Below are 19,710 nucleotides of genomic sequence, written 5' to 3'. Positions count from 1 at the left end.
CGTGAGCATCTCCCCGATCTCCCCCCTCGCCGGGCTGTCCGCAGCCATGCCCCTCGCCGGTGCCGCGACCCCCGGCGCCGTCGGCACCACGCCGGCCGGCGCGGGCGCCGGTGTCGCCGCCGGCGGGACCGACCCGGCCGCGTTCGGCAACGCCGTGACCCAGGGCCTGGAGAAGCTCCAGGCCATGCACTCGACCACCGACTCCCTGGCCGTGCAGGCGGTGACGGGCAACCTCGCCGACATCCACGACTACACGATCGCCGCCAACGAGGCCGCGGTCGCCACCCAGCTGACCGTCGCCGTCCGCAACAAGGCCGTCGACGCGTTCACCGAGATCATGCGGATGCCGATGTGAACCGCTTCGACCCCAAGGACCTACTCGCCCGCGTCGGTCGGCTCTTCAGCGGCTTCACGCCGGGGCAGCGCGTCGTCACCGGTGTCGCCGCCCTTGCCGTGGTCGTGGGAGCGGCCCTGTTCGTGTCGTGGGCGTCCAAGCCGACGTATGCGCCGCTGTTCACCGGGCTCTCCAGCACCGACGCGGCGGCCGTCACGGCCAAGCTCACCGAGGCCGGCGAGCCGTACCAGCTCGCCGACGGCGGGCAGACGGTCATGGTGCCGCAGGCCGACGTCTACCAGCAGCGGATCGACCTCGCCGGCCAGGGCCTGCCCGCCGGGACCGACGGCACGCAGGGCTACTCGCTGCTCGACAAGCAGAGCATGACCAGCAGCGACTTCCAGCAGAAGGTGACCTACCAGCGGGCGCTCGAGGGCGAGCTCGCCAAGACGGTCGAGTCGATCAACGGCGTGCAGGCCGCGGTCGTGCACCTCGCCGTCCCGCAGGACGACGTCTTCACCACCGACGCCGCCCAGCCGACCGGCTCGGTGCTGGTCAAGACCGCTCCCGGCGTGACGCTGTCGCCGACCATCGTCGACTCGGTCGTCCACCTCGTCTCCGGCTCCGTGCCCAAGCTGAGCCCGGAGCAGGTCACGGTGGCCGACGCGTCGGGCAAGGTGCTGCACGCCGCCGGCTCGCCGGGCTCGGACACCGCCGGCGCCGACGCCCGCGACCAGCAGAAGCGCGCCTTCTCCGACGCCACCGCGGCCACCGTGCAGTCGATGCTCGACACCGTCGTGGGACCGGGCAAGGCCGTCGTGCGGGTCGACGCCGACCTCAACTTCGACCAGCAGACCATCGACCGCGAGCAGTACGTCCCGTCCCAGCCGGCGACGCCGCTCAGCTCGTCCAAGACCACCGAGAAGTACACCGGCACCGGCACCCCGGTCGGCGGGGTCCTCGGCCCGACGGCGACCGGCGGGACCACCGGCGGCTCCGGCTCGAACTACACCAAGACCGAGGACAAGCTCACCAACGCCGTCGGCACGGTCAAGGAGAAGACCACGACCGCGCCGGGCCAGGTGCGCCGCATGTCGGTGGCCGTCGTCGTCGACGCGAAGTCGGCCGGGTCGGTCAACTTCGGCGAGCTGTCGTCGCTCGTCTCGGCCGCTGCCGGCCTGGACCCCAAGCGCGGCGACGTCGTGCAGGTGAGCCAGATGGCGTTCGACACCACGGCCGCCGCGTCGGCCGCCAAGGAGCTCGAGCAGGCCGCCAAGGACCGCCAGCGCGCGCAGTACGTCGACATCGGCAAGACCGTCGGCCTCGGCGTCGTCCTGGTCCTCGCCCTGCTCATCGGGCTCAAGCGCTCGCGCCGCCGCCAGGGCCCGGCCGAGCCGCAGGAGATCGAGGTCTACCGCGTGCCGACCGGCCCCGCGCCGGTCGACGCGCTGCTCGAGCAGGCCGAGCTGCGCCCCGCCCTGCCGCACCGCGTCCCCGACAGCGCCGCCGAGCTGCGCAGCCGCAGCCGGGAGACGGTGGCGACGATGGCGCGCGAACGACCCGACGACGTGGCCCGCCTGCTGCGCGGCTGGATGGCGGAGGACCGGACGTGACCGTGACGACGACCGGGGGCCCGCAGACGCTCCCCGGGATCCGCAAGGCCGCCGTGCTGCTCGTGCAGCTCGGCAAGGAGAGCTCGGCCCACGTGCTGCGCGCGTTGCGCCCCAGCGAGGTCGAGCTGCTCACCGCCGAGATCGCCCGGCTCGAGGGCACCGACCTCGACACCCAGGACCACGTGCTCCAGGAGTTCGAGGCGATGGTCAGCGCCGAGCGCTACTACATCCAGGGCGGCCTCGACCTCGCCGAGGAGATGCTCGTCGAGTCCCTGGGCCGCGACCGCGCCAAGGAGGTGCTGGGCCGGCTGTCGGCGTCGCTGATGCAGGTGCCGTTCGAGTTCCTGCGCCGGGTCGAGCCGCGGCTGCTGCTGTCGTTCCTGCAGGACGAGCACCCGCAGACGATCGCCCTGGTGCTGGCGCACATGGCCTCCGACCAGGCGGCCGTGGTGCTCAGCGGGCTGCCCGAGGAGATGCAGGCCGACGTCGCCCACCGCCTCGCCGTGATGGACCGCACCTCGCCCGAGATCGTCAAGCAGGTCGAGGCCCACCTCGAGCGCCGGCTGGCCAACCTCGTGCAGAGCGCCGACTACTCGGCGGTGGGCGGGCTCGCCCCGCTCGTCGGCATCATCAACAGCACCGAGCGGTCCACCGAGAAGCTCATCCTCGAGGGCCTGGAGCAGCGCGACCCCGAGCTCGCCGAGGAGGTCCGCGCGCACATGTTCATGTTCGAGGACATCGTCGGCCTCGACGACCGCGCCGTGCAGGTGGTGCTGCGCCAGGTCGACAGCAAGCAGCTCGCGCTCGCGCTCAAGGGCGTCAGTGCCGACGTGCGCGACAAGGTCATGCGCAACATGTCCGAGCGCGCGGCCTCGGCCCTGCGCGAGGAGATCGAGGTCATGGGACCGGTCCGGCTCCGCCACGTCGAGGAGGCGCAGGCCGTCGTCATCCGCCTCATCCGTGCCCTGGAGGAGTCGGGTGACATCGTCGTCTCGCGCGGTGGGGGTGGCGACGATGTCGTCCTCTGAGTCGCGTCGCGCCACCGTCCTCCCGCGGGTCGGCCACGGCGCCCTGCGTCCCGCCCGCTTCCTCGGCGAGCAGCTGGCCGCCCCGGGCGCCGGTCCCGCCGGTGAGACCGGCGGTCCCGCCCGTGCGTGGGACGAGGGCCACGCGGCCGGGTATGCCGCGGGGCTGCTGGAGGCGCGCCGGGAGCAGGAGCGCTGGGCGCAGGCGGCCGCCGCACGGGAGGCGGCCGAGTCCGCCGCCCGCGGGCACAGCTGGGACGCCGTCCTCGCCGGGCTCCGCGAGGCCGTGACCGGCGCCCGGGCGCAGGCAGCCGTCGACGACGTCACCGCGACCGCCGCGGCCCTCGCCGTGGAGATCGCCGAGGCGCTCGTGGGCCACCACCTGCGGGTCGGGGAGTGCAGTGCGCTCGACGCCGTCACCCGAGCGCTGGCGGACGTGCCGCGCGGCTCGGTCGTGACCCTGCGCGTGCACCCCGACGACCTGCCCCTGCTGCCGGAGGACACCGCAGCGCTCTGCGCCGACTCCACCCTGACGCTCGTGCCCGACGCCTCCGTCGGCCGCGGCGGCGCCGTCGCCGACCTCGGTGACCGAACCGTCGACGCCCGGCTCGAGGCCGCGCTCGCGCGGGTCCGCGAGGTGCTGGCCCGGTGACCGCTGTGCTGGAGGAGCTCGTCCGGGCCGCCCGCCCGCTCGTCGTCGGCCGCGTCACGCGCGCGGTCGGCGTGAGCCTCGACGTGGCCGGGCTCGACGTCGCCGTCGGCGAGGCCGTGCGGGTGTCGGGGGACTCCGGGCCGATCCTCGCCGAGGTCGTCGCCCTCGACGGCGACACGGCCCGCTGCCTGCCGGTGTCGGACCTGCGCGGCGTGCGCCGCGGCGCCGAGGTGGTCGCCACCGGCGGCCCGCTGCGCGTGCCCGTGGGTCCCGGGCTGGTCGGCCGGGTCGTCGACGCCCTCGGCACCCCGATCGACGGCGGACCGCCGCTGCGCGACGTCACCTGGGAGACCAGCGACGGCACGCCGCCGCCCGCCATGACCCGCGACCGCATCGACACCCAGCTCGCCCTCGGCATCCGTGCCATCGACACCCTCGTCCCCTGCGGCCGTGGGCAGCGCATGGGTGTCTTCGCCGGCTCCGGCGTGGGCAAGTCGAGCCTGCTGTCGATGGTCGTGCGCGGCACCGACGCGCCCGTGTGCGTCCTCGCCCTCGTCGGCGAGCGCGGCCGCGAGGTGCGCGAGTTCGTCGAGCACGACCTCGGGCCCGAGGGCCTCGCCCGCTCGGTCGTCGTCGTGGCCACCTCGGACGAGCCGGCGCTCGTGCGGCTGCACGCGGCATACACCGCCACGCGGATCGCCGAGGCGTTCCGGGACCAGGGGCAGGACGTCCTGCTGGCCATGGACAGCGTCACGCGCGTGGCCATGGCGCAGCGCGAGGTCGGGCTCGCCGCCGGCGAGCCGCCGGCCACGCGCGGCTACCCGCCGTCGGTGTTCGGGCTGCTGCCGCGGCTGCTCGAGCGGGCCGGCACGTCGCACGCCGGCAGCATCACCGGCCTGTACACCGTGCTCGTCGAGGGCGACGACATGAACGACCCGATCGCCGACGCCGTCCGCTCGATCCTCGACGGCCACGTGGTGCTCGACCGCCGGCTCGCGACGTCGGGGCACTTCCCCTGCATCGACGTGCTCGAGTCGGTGTCGCGGGCGAACCGGTCGCTCACCGACGCCTCGCAGCGAGAGTCCGCCTCGACCCTGCGCCAGCTGCTCGCTGCCCGGCGCGACGCCAAGGACCTCGTCGAGATCGGCGCGTACGTCGCCGGCACCAACCCGCTGGTCGACCGCGCGCTCGCCCAGGCCGGTGACATCGACCGGTTCCTGCGCCAGGACCTCGACGACGTCGCCGACCTCGCCGAGAGCTGGTCCGGTCTGCACGCCCTGGCAGGTGCGCGGTGAGCGTCCGCGGCAACCGCCTGGCCGTCGTGCTGCGCGTGCGCCGGATCCAGGAGGAGCTGCGCCAGGCCGACCTGGCCCGCGCGCTGGCCACCGCCGCTGCCGCCGAGCAGGAGACCCGGGCGGCGCACGAGCGCTACCTCGCCTCGGCCGGCGCACCCGACCCCGGCGCGGCCGCAGCGTTCCGGGCCGCCCGGGAGCGGGCCGGCGGCCGGGCCCGCCACGTCGCGCAGGCGGGCGCGCGGTACGAGCTCGCGCTCGGCGACACCGAGCGCGCGCGGGTCCTGCTCACCGAGGCCCGCACCCGCACCTCCGGCCTCGAGCGGCTCGTCGACCGGGCCCGCGAGGTCGCGCACCGCGAGCTGCTCGCGGCCGACCAGCGCGAGGCCGACGAGAGCGCGTCCCGGGACGGGGGTGCGTGGCTGTGAGCATCGACGTCAGCGGCCCCGCGGCCGCCCTGGCCCGGATCGGGGCCATCCAGAGCCGGTTCGCGGCCCTGTCCGCACCTGCCTCCGCGACCGGCTCGACGACCGGCTCGACGACCTCCGGGGCGGCCTCGGCGACGGGCGTCTCGTCGGCGACGTCCCTGCTCTCCGCGGCGACCGGTGCGGACGCGCCGGGAACCTCCTTCGACGCTGTCCTCGGCGACGCCCTCACCCGGGCCGGCGCCGTCGGCGGGGCTGCGACCGACGACCCGGCGAGCGACGGCGGAGTCGGCGCGCGTGCCGTCGCAGCCGGGCGGAAGTACCTCGGCGTGCCCTACGTGTGGGGCGGCACCGACCCCGCGAAGGGCCTCGACTGCTCGGGCCTGGTGCAGCGCGCCTACGCCGATGTGGGCGTCCGGCTCCCGCGGGTCGCCGCCGACCAGGCCAGGGTGGGCACCGCCGTGCCGGACCTCGCGCACGCGCGGCCCGGCGACCTCGTCGCCTTCGGCAGCCCGGTCGACCACATCGGCATCTACGTCGGCGACGGGAAGATGCTCGTCGCCCCGCGCGCCGGCAAGGACGTCATGGTCCAGGACGTCTACCGCACCCCCACCGCGATCCGCCGCGTCTCCGAGCCCGGAGGACCCGTCCTGCGCACGTATGCCGGCAGCTCCTCGACCGTGCCCGCCGCCCTCGCCGCGCAGGGTGCGGCGGGGTCGACCGGCGGCGTGCCGTCGTGGGTGCCGGCGCAGTGGCGGTCGCTGTTCGCGACGGCCGCCGCCCGCCACGGCGTGCCCGCCGCGCTGCTGGCGTCGGTGGCCCGGGCCGAGAGCGGCTTCAATGCAGGCGCGGTCAGCCCCGCGGGGGCCGTGGGCCTCATGCAGCTCATGCCGTCGACCGCGCGCGGGCTCGGGGTCGACCCGCGCGACCCGGCCCAGGCCGTCGACGGTGCCGCCCGGCTGCTGTCCAGCCACCTGCGCCGCTTCGGGTCCACCCCACTGGCCCTGGCTGCCTACAACGCCGGGCCCGGCGCGGTGGAGCGGTATGCCGGGGTGCCGCCGTACCGGGAGACGCAGCAGTACGTCCAGCGGGTGCTCGGCTACGCGGGGGTGGGCGCATGACCGCCGTCGCGCCGCGCGCCGTGGTGCCGCCCAGCGTGTCCGCCTCGTCGGCAGCCGCGTCCTCGACCCCTGCCCCGGGTGACCGGGCAGCGGGTGCCGGCCCGGGAGCCTTCGAGGCCGTCCTGCGCGGGCACAGCCAGCGGCCCGCACCGGGCCCCGCGCGCCCCGGCAGCCGGGAGCACGGCCACGACGGGTCCCGTGACCGCCGGCCCGGGCCGACCTCCCCGGAGCGTGGCACGGACGCCTCCGGCGCGGTGGGGTGCGATGCCGCCCCGACCGGCGCCACTGCACCCACCGCGGGACCCGACAGCGCCGCCCCCGCCGTGACGCCCGCGTCGTCGCAGCAGCCCGCCGACGGGTCGGCTCCGTCAGCCCCTGCCGTCCCCGCCGGCACCGCACCGTCGGCGGCGGCCGTCCCCTCCTCGGGTGGTGTGGCTGGTGTCGGGCAGCAGCCCGGCGGCGCTGCCTCGCCGGGAGCCGGCGCCGTGGTCCCGGGTGCGGGGCGACCCGCTGTCGCCCCCGGGCACGTCCCGACCAGCTCGCCCGGTGGGCAGGCCGCGGCAGCGGACGCCTCCGCTGTGGCCAGTCCGATGCCCGCCCCGGCTGTCGGCGACCCGGCGCCTGCCCCCGCCGACGGCGACGCCGCCGCCGCGGGCCTTCCCGGAGTGCGAGCCGGACAGGCCGACGGCGTGGCTGCTGCTGGGACCGCGGCCGGCTCGGTGGCTGCGGGCACCCCGTCGCCGGACACGGTGCCCGCCGCAGGCCCCGCCGGGGACGAGGTCCGCTCCGCCCTCGACCCCGGCGCCCCACCGACGTCCGGTGGAGGCACCGTCGACGGCTCCCCGGCATACGCCCTCACGCCGGCGGGGGCGGCGCCCGGCGGCACAGCCACGCCCGTGGCGACGACCGCCGACGCGCGCCCGGCGCAGCCGGCCCTGCCACCCCAGGCGCAGGTGCTCCGTGCGGTCTCCCCGCTGCTGACGACGGCCGACGGCACCCACCGGCTCACGGTGCACCTCGCGCCGGCCCACCTCGGGTCGGTGCAGGTGCACCTCGAGGTCCGCGGGGGCGAGGTGGCCGTGCGGCTCACCGCGGTCGACCCCGCGACCGGCGACGCGCTGCGGCAGGGGACTCCCGAGCTGCGGTCGCACCTCGAGCGGATCGGGTTGCGGTCGGCGGGAATCGACGTCCAGGTCGCGCCCGTCGACACCGCGCGCGACCCGGGGCAGGGCGGCTCGACCACCGACCGCGGTCCCCGCGACCAGGGTCAACGCGACCCCGGTCCGTGGGCGGCCGAGCCGGGCGACACCGGTGGCGACCCGTCCCGTGACGGCACGTGGCAGCGCCACGGACGCCCCCTCGACGGCTGGACGTCCAGGGCCGGCGGCGCCGACCCCGGCCGCGACGCCCCGACCGTCCCCGACCCGACCGACCCCCTTCGACCCCGACCCCGCGACGTCCGCGTCGACGTCAGAATGTGAGGCCCTCGTGACGACCCCCATCGGCACGTACGACGCCACGGCCGCCGCCCAGGCAGCCCAGGCGGCACAGCCGACCCAGTCCGCCTCGGCGAGCGCCGGCCAGGGCACCTCCGGCGCCATGGGCCCGACCCTGTCCGGCGACGCGTTCCTCAAGCTGCTCGTCGCCCAGCTGAAGTACCAGGACCCGAGCAAGCCGGTCGACAGCGCGCAGTTCATGGCACAGACCGCCCAGCTCCAGATGGTCGAGACGCTGCACGAGCTGGTCTCGCAGAACGCCGCCGTCATCGCCGGCCAGAACAGCCTCAGCGCGCTGGCCCTCGTCGGGCAGCGCGTCACCTACTCCGTCGGCGGGGTCTCCGCCAGCGGCACCGTCGACTCGGTCAAGCTCACCGCCGGTGGCCCGACCCTGCTCGTGAACGCCACCGAGGTGCCGCTGTCGTCGGTCACCGAGGTCGCCCGCACCGCCACCACCACCTCCGGCACCGCTTCTTCCGGTACCTCGACCTCCGGCACCGCTTCTTCCGGCACCACTCCGACCGGGGCCACCACGGGCTCCGCCTCCGCAAAGGACTGACTGACCATGCTCCGTTCGCTCTTCTCGGCCGTGTCCGGCCTGCGCGCCCACCAGACGATGATGGACGTCATCGGCAACAACATCGCCAACGTCAACACCACCGGCTACAAGTCCTCCCAGACCGTCTTCGAGGACACCCTGAGCCAGGCGCTGCGTACCGCGGGCGCCCCGCAGGGCACCGGCGGCGGCACCAACCCGGCCCAGGTCGGCCTCGGCGTCAGGCTCGCCGGGGTCACCACCAACTTCGGCCAGGGCAGCACCCAGGTCACCGGCCGCCAGAGCGACATGGCGATCCAGGGCGACGGCTTCTTCGTCGTCCAGCAGGACGGCCAGACGATGTACACCCGCGCGGGCGCGTTCTCCTTCGACGCCCTCGGCAACCTCGTCACTCCCGAGGGCGCGACGGTGCAGGGCTGGGGCGCCACCAAGGGCGCCATCGACACCAACGCCCCGGTCGGTGGCCTGCGCCTGCCGGTCGGCCAGGTGCTCGCGCCGACCGCCACGCGCACGGTCGACCTCGGCGGCAACCTCCCGGCCGACGCGGCCACCGGTGCGACGGTGACGCACAGCATCGACATCGTCGACGAGCAGGGCGCGACCATCCCCGCCACGACGACCTACACCAAGACCGGCACCGACACGTGGTCCGCCGTCACGACCGTCCCCAAGCCCGGTGGCGGCACGGCCACCGTCGGCACCACGTCGCTGACGTGGGACCCCGCCGCGAAGTCGTTCACGACCGCCTCGATGAGCCTCACCAGTGCCGCGCTCACCAGCGCCGGCTACCGGTTCGCGTCCGACGTGACGCTCACCATCGGCGGCGACAGCACCCCGCTCACGCAGTTCTCCGGGGCCGCCAGCGCCACCGCCCGCAACCAGGACGGCTCGACGATGGGCAGCCTGCAGAGCTTCACCATGGACACCACCGGCGTCCTCGTCGGCATCTTCTCCAACGGCCGCACCGAGAAGCTGGGCCAGGTCGCGCTCGCCAGCTTCACCAACCCGGCGGGCCTGGAGAAGGCCGGCGACTCGCTCTACCGCGGCACGGCCAACTCGGGCGCCCCGTCGGTCGGCACCGCGGGAACCGGTGGTCGCGGCGCCCTGGCCAGCGGCGTGCTCGAGATGAGCAACGTCGACCTCGCCCAGGAGTTCACCAACCTCATCGTGGCGCAGCGCGGGTTCCAGGCGAACTCGCGCGTCGTGAGCGCCTCCGACGAGATCCTCCAGGACCTCGTCAACCTCAAGCGCTGACCGGTCGATCCGGGCAGACGGGCCGCCACGGGCGGTGGTGCGGAGTTCCTCCGCGCCACCGCCCGTGTGCGTTGTCCGGGCAGCCGTGTGCGCGGTCCGGGCGCGTCGCCGGCCGCCTGTCGCCGGCCGCGTGTCGCCGGGGTCCGCGTCCTCGGGTATGCCGGATTCGGACACGTGGCGTCGGGGGACCGCGCAGGAGTGACGAGCGGGCACAATCCTCATCGTGTCCGCGAAGGGTTGGCTCGACCGGGCGCCGGGGGACCGGTGGCTGGTGCTGCAGCCTCCCGCGTGGGTGCCGTTCGCGTGGTGGGCACTGCTGCTGGGCTCTGTCATCGCGAGCGCGGTCGGCGAACCGGTCACCGTCTGCACCGTCGCCCAGCCCTGTCAGCCCGATGGTGTCTTCCCCGTCGTCGTCGCCCTCGCGGGCATCGCGGCGTCCGTCGTCTGGTGGGAACCGGCAACAGCTCTCGTCGCCGGCCTCGCCTACGGCGCGCTCGCCGCGGCGTTCGATCCCAGCACACCGGGCCGCTGCGCCGGGCTCGTCCTCGCCTGCGCCTCCGCGGGAGGTCTCGCCGCGCTGCGCGCCATCCGCGCGCGCCAGGCACAGGTCGCGGACGACGCCGCCGCGGCCGCACCCGTCACAGTGGGCTTCGCGCCGGCAGGGGAGGAGATCAGGCCGCGGCGGTGGGTGTCGTGGTGGGTACCGGCCGTGGGTGTCGCAGGGCTCCTTCTCGTCGGGGGCGCCGTGGCCGGGTACGTCGCGCAGACGACCGCAGAGGAGGCGCACGTGGCCCGCGCCGAGCGCACCGACGCTCGCGTCGTGAGCCTGACCGGCCAGGACTACCGGCGGGTGTTCGAGCTGCAGGACGGTCCGCGCGCCGGCCAGCGTGTGCGCGTCGAGGTGGCCGAGGAGCTCGACCTGGACGGCGACTGGGTCGTCCTGCTCGACCCGCAGGACCCGTCCTGGGCGCGCCTGGCCAGTGAGCCGAAGGGGTACACGTACTGGTTCGGCTGGGTCGCGCTCGGCGGGTTCGCCGTCGCCTGGTCGGCAGTGCGGGCAGGCTCCGGCCTGCGGGACACCCGCCGCCCGCGCACGGTGGCAGCCCACTGGGTGCGGATCACCCCCAAGGGCAGGGCTGATCTCGCACTCGCCGGGAGCACCCGACCCGTCGCGACGGTCTCCCTGGCCGGGGCCGCCGGGGCACCGGGAGGCGCGGCCGAGCCCGCGCTGGTCTCCGGGCGGGTCGCACCGGGCAGCTGGGTCGCCATCACCACCCGGGAGGGTCCGCTGCCGGTGTCCGGCCCGCTGCAGGCCAGGTACCGGTGGCGTCCACTCGACTTCCGGAGCCCGGAGGTCCACCCGCGTGTGGCCGCCGCGGCCGACAGGGGCGCCGCTGTGCTGCCGGTCCTGCGCCAGCTGTTCAGCCTCGGGCTGGGCGTCCTGGTGCTGTCGTTCGCACTGGGCGACGTCGGACCGGCGTGGCACGCAGCCCACGGGAAGGGCACGGCGGGCAGCTTGACGGTCACGTCGGTGTCGTGCGGCGGGAAGGGCCCGTGCCACCACTACGGCAGCTGGCGCAGCAGCGACGGCGCGCAGTCGTTGACCGACGTGGAGATCGTGGGCGCCTCCGCAGACGTCGGGCAGTCCCTGCCGGCGTACTACGAAGGGGACGACGAGGTGGTGTTCGCTCCAGGATGGACCGGCCTCGTCGAGAGCTCCTTCTACCTCGCGATCGGGGCCGGGTTCCTCCTCGCGCCCTTCGGCGGGCTCCTGGGCGCCTTCCTGCTGCGCCGTCACCCGCCCACCGGGCGTCACGCCCGCGGGCGGCGGTCCGGGGGCTGACCTCCGCCCGTCCTCAGGTATGCCGGGCGCCTGCCGATAGGAGGGGTGCGCGCCACGGATGGTCGCGCTCTGCACAACCAAGGACGGACCCGCCATGATCGCTGTCACGCGCCGTAACGGCACCTGCTTTGCACTCAACCCCGACCTCATCGAACGCGTCGAGGCCACGCCCGACACCGTGATCACGCTCGTGGGTGGTGCCCGCTACGTGGTGGTGGAGTCGGTCGACGAGGTCGTCCGCGAGGTGCGCGACTTCCGGGCCTCCGTCCTCGCGGCCGCCGAGCACGTGCACGCCGGGCCGGGTTCGCGCCCGGGGCTGCACGTCGTCCAGGACAGCGACCGCTGACATGGAGCTGGCCACCCTCGCCGGGATCGTCGTCGTCCTCGGTGCGGTCTTCGCGTCGCTGATCATGGAGGGCGCCTCGCCCACCTCGATCCTGCTGCTGCCGCCGATCGTGCTCGTCATCGTCGGCACCCTCGGAGCAGCCGTCGCAGGCGGGTTCATGTCCGACGTCAAGGTCGTCGGCAAGCAGGTCGCCCGCGCCTTCACCGCCAAGGCGCCGCAGAGCGACGCCGCCGTCGCGGACCTGGTCTCCATGGCCGACACCGCCCGCCGTGAGGGCCTGCTCGCGCTCGAGGAGCGCCTGCGCGGCATCGAGGACCCGTTCCTGCGCCAGGGCATCGAGATGACCGTCGACGGCACCGACGCCGACGAGATCCACGACGTCCTGCACGCCCGCATCTCCTCCAAGAAGCGCCAGGACCGCCTCGGCATCAAGTTCTTCGCCGACATGGGTGGCTACGCCCCGACGATCGGCATCATCGGCACCGTCATCGGCCTCATCCACGTCCTCGGCAACCTGTCCTCGCCGGAGACGCTGGGCGAGCTCATCGCCAGCGCGTTCGTCGCGACCCTCTGGGGCGTCATGAGCGCCAACGCGATCTGGCTTCCCCTGTCCAACAAGCTCAAGCGGCTCAGCGAGGTCGAGTGCGCCCACCTCGAGCTGCTGCTCGAGGGCGTGCTGGCCGTGCAGTCCGGCACGAGTCCGCGGGTCGTCGAGAAGCGGCTCCTGGCCGTGTTGTCCGCGGACGTCGACGCGCCGGCGGCGACGGAGGCGGCGTGAGCACCGGCCGGTCGGGCGGCGCACGGGCCGGCGGCGCGGGCCGTCGCCGGGTCGTGGAGGAGGACCACGAGGAGGGCCACGAGAACAGTGAGCGGTGGCTGCTCAGCTACGCCGACATGATCACCCTGCTCATGGCGCTGTTCATCGTCCTGTTCGCGATCAGCCAGGTCGACCAGGCCAAGCTCATCGCGCTGTCCAACGGCCTCGACCAGTACTTCGGCGAGCCGGCCAGCAAGACCAGCTCGACCGGCATCCTCGACGGCAGCCCCCAGGCCGCGGTCGACGGCCACGCCGCGACCCCGAACCCGTCCGCCACGGGTGACCCGATCATCCCGCGGCCGGGCGGGTCGACCGCCCAGGCGGCGGCCCAGGCGGCCGCGCAGGCCGCGGGCCGGGCGCAGGCCGCGCGCCAGCGCGAGGACCTCGCTGCCGTGCAGCGCCGGATCTCCGCGTCGCTGGCGTCCCGGGGCCTGTCCGGCGCGGTGCAGTTCGAGCAGCGCGACCACGGCCTCGTCGTCAACGTCGTCACCGACCGGGTGCTCTTCGAGCTCGGCGAGGCGACCCTGCGCCCCGAGGGCCGCAAGGTCCTCGACGCCGTGGCGCCGGCCCTGCGCGGGCTGCCCAACGCACTGACCGTCGAGGGCCACACCGACAACGTCCCGGTCAGCGGCCGCTACGCCTCGAACTGGGAGCTGTCGACCGAGCGCGCCACGACCGTGCTCCGGTACCTGCTTACCCGCGGCGTCCCGAGCGCGCAGGTGTCCGCCGCCGGGTATGCCGACCAGCGCCCCCTGTCGTCGAACGCCACCGCCGCCGGCCGCGCCCGCAACCGCCGGGTGGCGATCGTGGTGCACGCGCTCGACTCCTCCGGCTCGGCCGCGCAGGCCGCCTCCGCCATCCCCACCCCAGGAGACTGACATGGCCACCGCCACCGTCGCGCCCGCCACCGAGGCAGGCGCCGAACCAGCCCCCCGCCGCAAGCGCACCCTCCTCATCGCGATCGTCCTGGTCGTCCTGCTCGGCGGCGGCGCCGCGGCATACCTGCTCACGAAGGGGTCGGGGCACGAGGCCGCAGCGGCACCCACCCCCGGCGCGGTCGTCGACCTCGAGCCGCTCACCCTCAACCTCGCCGACGGCAGGTTCCTCAAGGTCGGGCTGTCGCTGCAGCTGTCGGCGGACGCGCCGGCGGCCAAGGGCAGCGAGGGCGGGGTGAACGGTGCCAAGGCGCGTGACGCGGCCATCGGCATCTTCGGCCAGCGCAGCTACCAGCAGCTGCTGTCGCCCAAGGGCAGGTCGGCCGCCCTCGCCGCGCTCGACACCGAGGTGCGCAAGCGCTACGACGGGGAGGTGCTGCAGGTCTACCTGACCGAGTTCGTCATGCAGTAGCCCCGGCTGGCGGTGGTCCGCGGCGGGTAGTCCGTTCGGCCAGTCTGCCCGCGTTTGCCCACGGAAGCCTCAGGACGCCTCCGGGGGTGCCGATCTGTGGGCTCGTGACCGCCGCGCCCGTCTCCTACGACTTCCGCAGCCCCGGACGGCTCAGCCGTGAGCGGGTGCGGGCCCTGCAGGTGACGAGCGAGACGTTCGCGCGCCAGCTGTCGACCGTGCTGTCGACGACCCTCCGGGCGGTCGTCTACGCGCGGGTCGTCGCCGTGCGCCAGGTCACCTACGACGAGTACGTCCGCGGGCTGCCCAACCCCTCGCTGCTGGCCGTGCTGGGCTTCCGCGACCTGCCCGGGTCGGGGGTCTTCCAGCTCCCGATGGGCGTCGTCATGGGCGTCATCGACCGCCTGCTCGGAGGCGCCGGCGGGCGGGAGCAGCCCAGCCGCGCCCTCAGCGACATCGAGACCGGGCTGATCCGCGGGGTCGTCGCCCAGGTCGCCCGTGAGCTCACCTACGCCTTCGAGTCCATCGCCCCCGTCCACGCCGAGGTGACCGGGCTGGAGTCGAACACCCAGTTCCTCCAGCTGGCGCCGCCCGCCGACCCGATGGTCGCCACCGAGGTCGAGCTGCGGATCGGCGACCAGGTCGCGACCGCCACGATGTGCCTGGCGCTGGCCACGCTCAAGCCCGTCCTCGCCGCCGTCGACCAGAGCGCGTCGGCTGGGGCGGCCGGTCCCCGTGACGCCGCAGCCCGCACCGTCGAGTCCCGCCTCCGGGAGGTGGAGGTCGACGTCCGCGTGGCCTTCCGCGAGGTGACGCTCACCTCCTCGGAGGTCTTCTCCCTGGCCGTGGGTGACGTCGTCCCGCTGCACCACCCGGTCGAGGAGCCGCTCGTCGTGGCCGTCGACGACGCCCGCGTCGCCGCCGCCCGCCCGGGCAGCTCCGGCAAGCGCATCGCCTGCCAGGTGGTCGCGCCCTGAGGCGCGGGCTCGCTCCTTCCCCCGAGGCCCCGGCCCCGCACCCCCACCGCCCCCGTCCGCCCCACCTCCCGGCCCGCCCCAGCTCGACCCGCACCAGCTCCGCCCCCTCCCGCTCCGCCCGCACCCGCCGCCGCACCGCACCGAAGGAACGCCCATGACCCTCACCGAGCCCCAGGTCGACGCCGCCCTCCTCACCGCGGCGGCGCTCGTCGCCGAACGGCTCGGCGGCCCGGCGGGCGCCACCGCGAGCGCGCTGGGCCCGGCCGAGTGGCCGGTGCTGCAGGCCGCCGACCTCGCCCCGGCACTGGTGACGACCGTGGAGGGCGCCTGGGAGGGCCAGGTGGCCGTCCTCGCCCCGCGCGACCGCGCCGCCGACCGGCAGACGGCCCTCACCGCGGGCATCTCCTCGATGGCCCTCGAGCTCGGTCCCCTGGTCCCCTCGGCGACGCACGAGGTCGAGGTCGGGGAGGTCGTCCCGGCCGGTGCCGGCGTGCGGGTCGCGGCGGTGCTCGACGGCGATGTACTCGTCGCCGCGCTCGTGCTCACCCCGCGGGCCGTGCAGGCCGCCGCGCTGCCGCCGCTCGGCGCCTCCACCCCCGTGACCGACATCGACCCCCGGCGCCTGCACCTGCTGCGCGACGTCGAGATGGGCATCAGCGTCGAGCTCGGCCGCACGCGCATGACCGTGCAGGACGTGCTCGGCCTCGCGCCCGGTGCGGTGATCGAGCTCGACCGTCCGGCCGGTGCGCCCGTGGACGTGCTCGTCAACGGCACCCTGATGGCCCGCGGCGAGGTCGTCGTCGTCGACGAGGAGTTCGCCGTGCGCGTCACCGAGGTCGTCGGCCCCGAGGCCGACGCCCGCCTGCGCGCATGAGTGACGGGTCCACCGTCGTCGCGGTCCTGCGCCTGCTGGTCTCGCTCGGCGCCGTCCTCACCCTCGTGGTGTGGGTCGCCCGGTATGCCGCCAAACGCGGCATCGGGGGCGCGCGCACACCGCGCGGGGGAGTCAGCGTCGACGTGCTGTCCCGCCGTTCGCTCGGCCGCACCTCCTCGGTGCAGGTGGTGCAGGTCGGCCGCCGGACCATGGTGCTCGGCGTGACCGAGCACGGCGTCTCGGTGCTGGGCGAGCTCGGCGACGAGGACCTCGTCGTGCCCGAGCCGGTCGCCGCGCAGCGGCAGGTCGAGGTGCCCGGACGGCACGCGTTCGAGCAGCTGCTCGCGGCGCAGGCGGTCCAAGCGGCCGGTGGTCCGCTCGCCGCTGGGGCGGTGGACGGCCCGTTCGCCGCACCCGCGTTCGGTGCCCCCGTGGCGGCCAGGGTGGCCGCACCCGCGGTGGCTGCCACGTCGCGGCCGCACGGGGTCGCGTCGCGGATCCCCGTGCCGGACGGCTGGCCGTGGTCGGCCGCGTCGTTCGTCCTGCGGACCCTGCAGGCCCGTCGTGGCTGACCGGTCCACCCGCCTGCTGCGCGGCGTCGCCGCAGCGGCCCTGGCGCTCGGCGGCGTGCTCGCGTGCGCCACGGCGGCGTCCGCCGCCCCCGCACCCTCCACGGCGGTGGCCGTGAGCCTCCCCTCGCGGCTCGCGACGCCCGCGCTCTCCGCGACGCCCGCGCTCTCCGCGACGCCCGCGGCTCAGTTCGCGTCCGCGGTGGCGGCCCCGACGCCGCCCTCTCCCTCGCCGTCGCCGTCCGGCACCGTGTCGGTGAAGGTCGACCCCAACCTCGGCAAGCCGAGCCAGGCCGTCAACGTCATCCTGCTGCTCACCGTGCTGTCGGTGGCTCCCGCCCTGCTCGTGCTGTGCACGTCGTTCACCAAGATCATCGTCGTGCTCTCGCTGACGCGGAACGCGTTGGGCACCACCACGATCCCGCCGAACCAGGTCCTGGCCGGCCTCGCGCTGTTCCTCAGCCTGTTCATCATGTCGCCGGTCCTGTCGGCCATCAACGACGCCGGCGTGCAGCCCTACCTCAAGGGCGACCTCACCCAGTCCCAGGCCTACGACGCGGGCGTCAAGCCGCTGCACGACTTCATGATGAAGCAGACCCGGCCGGCCGAGCTCGCCACGATGGTCAAGCTCAGCAAGGAGGAGGCACCCGCCACGCCGGCCGACGTGCCGATGACGACGCTGGTCCCGGCCTTCGTGCTGTCGGAGCTGAAGTCGGCCTTCATCATCGGGTTCGTCATCTTCGTGCCGTTCCTCGTGATCGACGTCGTGGTCTCGTCGGCGCTGATGTCGATGGGCATGATGATGCTGCCGCCGGCACTGATCTCGCTGCCGTTCAAGCTGCTGCTGTTCGTCATGGTCAGCGGCTGGAGCATGATCGCCACCGCCCTCGTCCAGAGCTACCACTGAGGGCGCCATGACCGACTCAGACGTCGTCCACATCGGCCTGCAGGCCATGCTGCTCAGCGCCAAGCTCGGGTTCCCGATCCTGTTGGTGGCGCTGGGGATCGGCTTCGCCGTCTCCTTGGTGCAGGCCGTCACGCAGGTGCAGGAGATGACCCTCAGCTTCGTCCCCAAGCTCATCGGCGTGGCCCTCGTCCTGCTCGTCTCCGGTCACTGGATGCTGCAGGAGACCGTCGGGTTCACCCGCGACCTGTTCGCCCTGCTGCCCCAGCTGCTCGACTGATGGAGGCGCTCGTCGGCGGCGACACCCTCGGGGTCGTCCTCATGGCCACGGTCCGGCTGTCGGCCTTCTTCGCGATCGCCCCGCCGTTCAGCAGCCGGGCCGTCCCCGCCCGGGTCAAGGCAGCCCTGTCCTTCGCGATCGCGCTGCTCGTCGCCCCGCGGCTCAAGGGCCAGGGGCCCACGCTGGACCTCACCGGCCTCCTGGGCGGCGCGGCATACCAGGTGCTCGTGGGGGCCACGATGGGGTTCGTCGTCTACCTCGCCTTCAGCGCCGTGCAGGCGGCCGGCGAGCTGGTGGACCTCGCCAGCGGGTTCACCCTGAGCAGCCTCTACGACCCGATGACGAACGTGTCGAGCAGCATGTTCGGCCGGGTGCAGGCGCTGCTGGCGACCACGCTGCTGTTCGCCTCCGGGGGTCACCTGCTGCTCGTGCGCGGGCTGGTCACGAGCTTCCGGACCGCGCCCCTGCGGCCGATGGCGCTCGGCGACGTGGGGCGGCTCGTGACCGACGGGCTCGGCCGGTTCCTCACCGCCGCGCTCGAGATCGCCGCTCCCGTCATGGTGGTGCTGTTCCTGGCCGAGCTCGCCCTCGGCCTGGTCAGCCGGGCGGTGCCGACGCTCAACATCTTCGCCGTCGGCTTCCCCGTGAAGATCCTGCTCGCGGTCTCGCTGAGCGGGGTCGCCTTCGCGCTGCTGCCCGGTGCCGTGAGCCGGCTCGTCGGCCAGGCGGCCCAGGACATGGGCGCGGTCGCCAGGATGCTGGGGACCAGTTGAGCGACAAGTCCCAGCGGACCGAGAAGCCCACCGCCCAGCGGCTGCGCAAGGCGCGGCGCGACGGGCAGGTGCCGCGCACCCAGGAGCTCGGGGCGTGGCTGTCGGTGCTGGCGTTCACGGTCGTGGTGCCGCACCTCGTGCGCGGACTGGCGGACCGGTTCGGCCGCACCATGGCCGACCTGCAGAAGGTCGTCGTGCACCCGGAGACCGCCGTCGCCATGCAGGTCGGGCACGACGCCGCGACCGGAGCGCTCGCCGTGCTGGCCCCGCTGCTCGCGACGATGGTGGTCGTCGCCGTCGTGGCGAATGCCGCGCAGGGCGGAATTCGCGTGTACCCGGGGAAGTTCAAGCCCCGGTTCGAGACGCTCAACCCCGCCAAGGGGTTGAAGAACCTCGTCGGGGCGCACGCCGCGTGGACCTTCGCCAAGACCCTCATCAAGCTCGTCGTCTTCGGCTGGGTGGCCTACGGCGCAGTGCTCGGCATCACCGACCGGGTGACCGGGGCCGGACAGTGGTCGCTCGGGGCTTCCGCCGCCGCGGCCACCGAGTCGGCGCTGTCGGTGCTGCGGACCATCGCGGTGGTCGGGATCGTCCTCGCTGCAGCCGACTACGTGATGGAGCGGCGGCGGGTCGGGTCCCAGCTGAAGATGAGCCGCGAGGACGTCAAGCGCGAGAACCGGATGTCCGAGGGCGACCCCCTGCTCAAGGGGCTGCTGCGCGGCAAGCAGCGTGAGCTGAGCCGCAACCGGATGCTCGCCGACCTCGGGGCCGCCGACGTCGTCATGGTGAACCCGACCCACGTCGCGGTCGCCCTGGCATACGAACCGGGTCGCGGTGCACCCCGGGTCGTGGCCAAGGGGGCCGGCCTCGTCGCCGCCCGCATCCGCGAGGAGGCGGCGGAGAAGCGGCTCCCGCTCGTCGAGGACGTCCCGCTGACGCGGATGCTCTACCGCAGCTGCGCACTGGGCCAGGAGATCCCGGCCGAGCTGTACGACGCGGTGGCGGGCGTCTTCGTCTTCCTCATGGGCCTGCGCCAGCGCGGCCTCACCACCGGCTTCCACCGCAACCCCGGAGCGCACGCGCGGCGCGAGCTGGCCGATCCCGGCCGCCACACCTCAGGAGGGCGCCGTGTGCGCCGATAGGACCGATGTCATGACACCTGTCGCCCCGCCTGCCGCCCTGCGGCGCCGCACCACCGGCCGGACCACCGGCCGC

At 74.7% G+C, this 19,710-nt stretch carries 22 protein-coding genes; all 22 read left to right on the top strand.

What is annotated here, in order from left to right; genetic code table 11:
* The first annotated feature begins 1 nt into the window (after nucleotide 1).
* Complete coding sequence (locus RKE38_RS07005; RefSeq protein ID WP_410055434.1) at nucleotides 2-355, top strand: flagellar hook-basal body complex protein FliE; 354 nt, start codon at nucleotides 2-4, stop codon at nucleotides 353-355.
* Entirely contained in the window at nucleotides 352-1,947 is a 1,596-nt protein-coding gene (gene fliF, locus RKE38_RS07000; RefSeq protein WP_316006724.1) for a flagellar basal-body MS-ring/collar protein FliF, read from the top strand. The genes RKE38_RS07005 and fliF overlap by 4 nt, the downstream gene beginning before the upstream one ends.
* Nucleotides 1,944-2,975 (top strand): flagellar motor switch protein FliG, encoded by a 1,032-nt coding sequence (gene fliG, locus RKE38_RS06995; protein ID WP_316006723.1) that lies wholly within the window; start codon nucleotides 1,944-1,946, stop codon nucleotides 2,973-2,975. The genes fliF and fliG overlap by 4 nt, the downstream gene beginning before the upstream one ends.
* The gene (locus RKE38_RS06990; RefSeq protein WP_316006722.1) at nucleotides 2,962-3,624 is read left to right on the top strand and encodes a FliH/SctL family protein; all 663 of its coding nucleotides are present in this window, start codon (nucleotides 2,962-2,964) and stop codon (nucleotides 3,622-3,624) included. The genes fliG and RKE38_RS06990 overlap by 14 nt, the downstream gene beginning before the upstream one ends.
* Nucleotides 3,621-4,919, top strand: a complete 1,299-nt coding sequence (locus RKE38_RS06985) for a FliI/YscN family ATPase (RefSeq protein WP_316006721.1) — start codon at nucleotides 3,621-3,623, stop codon at nucleotides 4,917-4,919. Before RKE38_RS06990 ends, RKE38_RS06985 begins: the two co-directional genes overlap by 4 nt.
* The gene (locus RKE38_RS06980; protein ID WP_316006720.1) at nucleotides 4,916-5,344 is read left to right on the top strand and encodes a hypothetical protein; all 429 of its coding nucleotides are present in this window, start codon (nucleotides 4,916-4,918) and stop codon (nucleotides 5,342-5,344) included. The genes RKE38_RS06985 and RKE38_RS06980 overlap by 4 nt, the downstream gene beginning before the upstream one ends.
* Nucleotides 5,341-6,462, top strand: coding sequence for a transglycosylase SLT domain-containing protein (locus RKE38_RS06975; RefSeq protein ID WP_316006719.1), 1,122 nt, complete (start codon nucleotides 5,341-5,343; stop codon nucleotides 6,460-6,462). Before RKE38_RS06980 ends, RKE38_RS06975 begins: the two co-directional genes overlap by 4 nt.
* Nucleotides 6,459-7,943 carry a flagellar hook-length control protein FliK gene (locus RKE38_RS06970; protein WP_316006718.1) on the top strand — a complete coding sequence of 495 codons (1,485 nt, stop codon included), beginning with the start codon at nucleotides 6,459-6,461 and terminating at the stop codon, nucleotides 7,941-7,943. The genes RKE38_RS06975 and RKE38_RS06970 overlap by 4 nt, the downstream gene beginning before the upstream one ends.
* Before the next feature lie 7 nt (nucleotides 7,944-7,950).
* Entirely contained in the window at nucleotides 7,951-8,517 is a 567-nt protein-coding gene (locus tag RKE38_RS06965) for a flagellar hook assembly protein FlgD (protein WP_316006717.1), read from the top strand.
* 6 nt (nucleotides 8,518-8,523) lie between these two features.
* Entirely contained in the window at nucleotides 8,524-9,768 is a 1,245-nt protein-coding gene (locus tag RKE38_RS06960; RefSeq protein ID WP_316006716.1) for a flagellar hook protein FlgE, read from the top strand.
* Nucleotides 9,769-9,991: 223 nt separating this feature from the next.
* Nucleotides 9,992-11,611 carry a hypothetical protein gene (locus tag RKE38_RS06955; RefSeq protein WP_316006715.1) on the top strand — a complete coding sequence of 540 codons (1,620 nt, stop codon included), beginning with the start codon at nucleotides 9,992-9,994 and terminating at the stop codon, nucleotides 11,609-11,611.
* A 94-nt stretch (nucleotides 11,612-11,705) separates the two neighbouring features.
* Nucleotides 11,706-11,957: a flagellar FlbD family protein gene (locus RKE38_RS06950; protein WP_316006714.1), complete on the top strand. Its 252-nt coding sequence runs from the start codon at nucleotides 11,706-11,708 to the stop codon at nucleotides 11,955-11,957.
* A 1-nt stretch (nucleotide 11,958) separates the two neighbouring features.
* Nucleotides 11,959-12,735 carry a motility protein A gene (locus tag RKE38_RS06945; RefSeq protein WP_316006713.1) on the top strand — a complete coding sequence of 259 codons (777 nt, stop codon included), beginning with the start codon at nucleotides 11,959-11,961 and terminating at the stop codon, nucleotides 12,733-12,735.
* Entirely contained in the window at nucleotides 12,732-13,652 is a 921-nt protein-coding gene (locus RKE38_RS06940) for a flagellar motor protein MotB (protein WP_316006712.1), read from the top strand. Before RKE38_RS06945 ends, RKE38_RS06940 begins: the two co-directional genes overlap by 4 nt.
* 1 nt (nucleotide 13,653) lies before the next feature.
* A complete protein-coding gene (gene fliL / locus RKE38_RS06935; RefSeq protein ID WP_316006711.1) occupies nucleotides 13,654-14,121 on the top strand; it encodes a flagellar basal body-associated protein FliL in 468 nt (155 codons plus the stop codon).
* 104 nt (nucleotides 14,122-14,225) lie between these two features.
* Nucleotides 14,226-15,095: a flagellar motor switch protein FliM gene (locus RKE38_RS06930; protein WP_316006710.1), complete on the top strand. Its 870-nt coding sequence runs from the start codon at nucleotides 14,226-14,228 to the stop codon at nucleotides 15,093-15,095.
* 154 nt (nucleotides 15,096-15,249) lie between these two features.
* Nucleotides 15,250-15,969 (top strand): flagellar motor switch protein FliN, encoded by a 720-nt coding sequence (gene fliN / locus RKE38_RS06925; RefSeq protein ID WP_316006709.1) that lies wholly within the window; start codon nucleotides 15,250-15,252, stop codon nucleotides 15,967-15,969.
* The gene (locus RKE38_RS06920) at nucleotides 15,966-16,541 is read left to right on the top strand and encodes a flagellar biosynthetic protein FliO (protein WP_316006708.1); all 576 of its coding nucleotides are present in this window, start codon (nucleotides 15,966-15,968) and stop codon (nucleotides 16,539-16,541) included. Before fliN ends, RKE38_RS06920 begins: the two co-directional genes overlap by 4 nt.
* Nucleotides 16,534-17,445: a flagellar type III secretion system pore protein FliP gene (gene fliP, locus RKE38_RS06915; protein ID WP_316006707.1), complete on the top strand. Its 912-nt coding sequence runs from the start codon at nucleotides 16,534-16,536 to the stop codon at nucleotides 17,443-17,445. Before RKE38_RS06920 ends, fliP begins: the two co-directional genes overlap by 8 nt.
* Before the next feature lie 7 nt (nucleotides 17,446-17,452).
* Nucleotides 17,453-17,722: a flagellar biosynthetic protein FliQ gene (locus tag RKE38_RS06910; protein WP_316006706.1), complete on the top strand. Its 270-nt coding sequence runs from the start codon at nucleotides 17,453-17,455 to the stop codon at nucleotides 17,720-17,722.
* The gene (locus tag RKE38_RS06905) at nucleotides 17,722-18,495 is read left to right on the top strand and encodes a flagellar biosynthetic protein FliR (protein ID WP_316006705.1); all 774 of its coding nucleotides are present in this window, start codon (nucleotides 17,722-17,724) and stop codon (nucleotides 18,493-18,495) included. Before RKE38_RS06910 ends, RKE38_RS06905 begins: the two co-directional genes overlap by 1 nt.
* The gene (locus RKE38_RS06900; protein ID WP_316006704.1) at nucleotides 18,492-19,637 is read left to right on the top strand and encodes an EscU/YscU/HrcU family type III secretion system export apparatus switch protein; all 1,146 of its coding nucleotides are present in this window, start codon (nucleotides 18,492-18,494) and stop codon (nucleotides 19,635-19,637) included. Before RKE38_RS06905 ends, RKE38_RS06900 begins: the two co-directional genes overlap by 4 nt.
* Nucleotides 19,638-19,710 lie beyond the last annotated feature (73 nt).

It is taken from the genome of Phycicoccus sp. M110.8 (genome assembly GCF_032464895.1).
Lineage (GTDB): Bacteria > Actinomycetota > Actinomycetes > Actinomycetales > Dermatophilaceae > Pedococcus.
This window is presented reverse-complemented; position numbering and strand designations above follow the sequence as displayed.